Source organism: Collinsella aerofaciens, from assembly GCF_039752985.1.
Lineage (GTDB): Bacteria > Actinomycetota > Coriobacteriia > Coriobacteriales > Coriobacteriaceae > Collinsella > Collinsella aerofaciens_BT.
Genome location: NZ_JBDMHA010000102.1, coordinates 1 through 3,682, shown reverse-complemented (window position 1 = coordinate 3,682; position 3,682 = coordinate 1). Strand labels below are relative to the sequence as shown.

The window sequence follows — 3,682 nt, the reverse complement described above, 5'->3', positions numbered from 1 at the left end:
GGGCTTGAGCATAGCGGTATCGAAGTCGTCGATTGCCACAAGCATGTCGGCATAGGTCTCGCGCATGGTATCGGCCGCGCGATCGTCCAGCAGCAGAACCGCCTCGGGGTCCAAAGCCTCAAGCGCCTCACGGAACAGCTCGCACGGCAGAGTCTCGCCCACCGCGACCGCTCCGTCACCCACGCCGGCGACGCTTGCCAGCACGCAAAAATCCTCGGGCGCGTAGCCGATGGCCCCAAGCGCCTTGCGCAACGCCGCGCCATCCGGGCCGGCGGCAAGCTCGCCACCCGAACGCTCGGCCTCGTCCAAATCGCCTTTGACCAGCACGATCGGCGAGCACGCGTTGCCCGCGATACGCACGCCACGGACCGCAAGCGATGTGAGCTCCTGCTCGGCCGCCTGGGCGATGGCTTCTTTTTTCTGGCTTTGTGACGTGGACATGCGCTCTCCAATCGTTTGCGTGCCCACCATTATATAAAAGAGCTGCCCGCGAGTGGTTGCTTTGCGGGCGGCTGGGTATAAGCACGGTCGTACTGAGTTTTACGCGGCCGAGCCGCGTCGCATTATGGAGGTCACCATGGCTGACATTAATCAGATTACCCCCGAGAACTTCGATTCCATCGTTAACGACAGCCTGCCCGTGCTGGTCGATTTTTGGGCACCGTGGTGCGGGCCCTGTCGATCCCTCTCGCCCATCGTTGACGAGGTTGCCGATGAGCTGGCGGGCAAGCTCGCCGTTGCCAAGTGCAACGTCGACGACAACCAGGACCTGGCCATGAAGTATGGCGTCATGAGCATCCCCACGCTGATTGTGTTTAAGAACGGCGAGGAGATTGACCGCTCGGTTGGCGCTCTGCCCAAGGCGAGACTGCAGGCGCTGCTGGAGAAGCATCTGTAATACGCTTGTTACATGTTACCGTCTGCCTGCCGTCCATGAGCGGTTTTGCACCGCTCGCCGGACCGCCGGGTGCGGCGCGGGCGACCACGGATAGTATGGTAGTTACAAACAGCCCCCAGTGAACGGGTGCGGGTCGCACAGACTCGTACCCGTTTTCTTATGCAGCTGCGCGCAGAGCGGGCGTAGTAAAATCTGAACCACTGAACTGCCCCATACAAAAGGAGATTTCCCATGCATGACGTCGGAATGAACATGAGCCAGCTTGCCATGAGCGTCAAGCAGGTCGACGATACCATCGAGCTCGCTCACGAGTGGAGCCATCAGCTGCTGCATGCGACCGAGAATTTTGACATGGAGCGCATCGGCGCCAAGCTCGAGGCCGCCATGGCCGCGCTGCACGAGGCCCACGACGCACTCGAGGGCTACGAAGAGGCCATCGAGGCCGACCACAACTCCGTCGGCTCCGTGAAGCTGGTGTAAAGTGGCCGAACACGAGCACGGCTGCGGGTACGAGCACGAGCATCCGCACGGGGCGGACGGTGACGCGGGCTGCCACTGTAGTGGCTCCGGCTCCGAGCTGGTCCGTTTTTCGGTTACCGCACCCGACGACCTGCTGCGCCGTTTTGACGAGCAGATCGCGCGCCGCGGCGACGTGGCCAACCGCTCCGAGGCCGTGCGCGACCTGATTCGCGCCTCGATCGCCAAGGAGCAGATGCGCACGCCCGATGAGCATGTTATCGGGTCGCTCACCATGATTTACGACCACCATACCGGCGACCTGACGCGCCGTCTGGACGAAGTGCAGCACGACTACACCGACGAGATCGTATCGACGATGCACGTGCATCTGGATCACCACAACTGCCTGGAGATTCTGGCGCTCAAGGGCCGTGGCGAGCGCGTCTACGAACTAGCCGACCGCCTGCTGGGCCTGCGCGGCGTTAAGCACGGCGAGCTCACGTGCGCCGCCACCAAGCAGAGCCTGGGGCTGTAGCGGGATTTCCTGCAGCGCACCTACCAAAAAAGACAGGTTTATTTTGGCAGGTTTAGAAGTTTTACCTACCAAAACAAACCTGTCTTTTTTGGTAGGTTTTGATGAGGGGTGTCGCATGCGGCATGTGCATATTCATGTGACGGGCATTGTACAGGGCGTTGGCATGCGACCGTTTGTGTATCGCGAGGCCATGGTGCATGGCATTTGCGGCTGGGTGCTCAACGCGGGCGACGGCGTGCATATCGAGGCGCACGCTCCGGCCGATGCGCTCAATGCTTTTGTTGCCGCGCTTTCTGAGCATGCGCCTGCGGCAGCCCGCGTAGAGTATGTCGAGGTTGTGGACCTGGCAGCCAACGGTTGGGATACCGCCAATGAACAGGGTTTTCACATCGTAGCATCGCAGGACCAGACCGCGCACACCACGCTCGTCTCGCCCGATATCGCCACCTGTGACGATTGCCTGCGCGAGTTGTTCGATCCCGCCGACCGACGCTATCACTACCCCTTTATCAACTGCACCAACTGCGGCCCACGCTTTACCATCATCCGCTCGCTGCCTTATGACCGAGCGGCCACGTCGATGGATTGTTTTCCCATGTGTCCCAAGTGCGCCGCGGAGTATGCCGACCCGCTCGACCGGCGTTTTCACGCGCAGCCCGATGCCTGCTTTGATTGCGGGCCGCATATTACGTGGCGCGAGGCTGTGAACGGCGATGCGTGCGGGAATTCGTCCGCGACACCAGCCGTCGGCACCACATGCGAGGCCAGCGACGCCATTATCGAGCGCTGCGTTGAGCTGCTGGCCAGCGGTGGCATCGTCGCCATCAAGGGCCTGGGCGGATTCCATCTATCCTGTGACGCTGCCAACGAGCAGACGGTGACCGAGTTACGCCGTCGCAAACGCCGCAGCAACAAACCACTTGCCGTCATGGTGCGCGACCTTGCTGACGTTGAACGCCTATGCCATGTCAGCGATGTTGAGCGCGGCTTGCTGGCCGGCAGCATTCGCCCCATCGTGTTGCTGCGCCGGCGTGCTGTTTGCGGGAACGACGGCGATTCTCCCGACGCCCTCGTACTCGCACCGTCCGTCGCGCACGACCTGCCCGAGCTTGGCGTTATGCTCCCCTACACCCCGCTTCAGCATCTTCTGCTTGCAGCTGCCGCGTCGCACGGTATGCACGCGCTCGTCATGACCAGCGGCAACCTGAGCGAAGAGCCCATCGAGACCGATGACGATCTTGCCTGGGAGCGCCTCGTTGCCGCCGGCATTGCCGACGCGCTGCTCGGCAACGATCGAGCGATTCTCTCGCGCTATGACGATTCCGTGGTGCGCGTGGTCAACGTCGCCGTTATGCCCGTTCGCCGCGCTCGCGGATATGCACCCCAGCCGCTGCCGTTGCCGGCGCTCGACCGCGCTCCGTCCTGCGTGCTCGCCTGCGGGCCACAACAAAAGGCCACGATTGCGCTCACGCGTGAAGGGACGAACGGCGAGGCAACCTGTTTTGTGTCGCAGCATATCGGCGATGTTGAAAACGGCGGGACCTTCGATGCCTGGAACGCTGCGCGCACGCGCTTGGAAGATCTCTTTGATTTGGCGCCCGCCGCCTTGGCTTGCGATGTACACCCCAGTTATCTATCGGGCCAGTGGGCGCGCGAGCAGGCGCGAAAATGCAATCTGCCGCTCGTCGAGGTGCAGCACCATCATGCGCATATCGCGAGCGTAATGGCCGAGGCCATCGCCGCGGGCCAGCTTACAACCGACGCGCGCGTCCTTGGCATCGCCTTTGACG

At 62.2% G+C, this 3,682-nt stretch carries 5 protein-coding genes; 4 read left to right on the top strand and 1 reads right to left on the bottom strand.

All coding sequences use genetic code 11. The features are described from left to right. Positions 1-441, bottom strand: a 441-nt coding sequence (locus ABHR76_RS09610) for a hypothetical protein (RefSeq protein WP_346977556.1), incomplete at its 3' end; no start/stop codon positions are given. Between the two features lie 136 nt (positions 442-577). Here ABHR76_RS09610 and trxA point away from each other — a divergent pair. The 4 genes from trxA to hypF form a co-directional block, all read left to right on the top strand. Beyond that, complete coding sequence (trxA, locus tag ABHR76_RS09605; RefSeq protein WP_022093990.1) at positions 578-898, top strand: thioredoxin; 321 nt, start codon at positions 578-580, stop codon at positions 896-898. A gap of 231 nt (positions 899-1,129) precedes the next feature. Continuing rightward, complete coding sequence (locus ABHR76_RS09600) at positions 1,130-1,378, top strand: hypothetical protein (RefSeq protein ID WP_006235225.1); 249 nt, start codon at positions 1,130-1,132, stop codon at positions 1,376-1,378. A 1-nt stretch (position 1,379) separates the two neighbouring features. Then, on the top strand, positions 1,380-1,892 hold the full coding sequence (nikR, locus tag ABHR76_RS09595; protein ID WP_118205863.1) for a nickel-responsive transcriptional regulator NikR: 513 nt from the start codon (positions 1,380-1,382) through the stop codon (positions 1,890-1,892). 115 nt (positions 1,893-2,007) lie between these two features. Beyond that, on the top strand, positions 2,008-3,682 hold a 1,675-nt coding region (gene hypF, locus ABHR76_RS09590; RefSeq protein WP_346977554.1), incomplete at its 3' end, for a carbamoyltransferase HypF.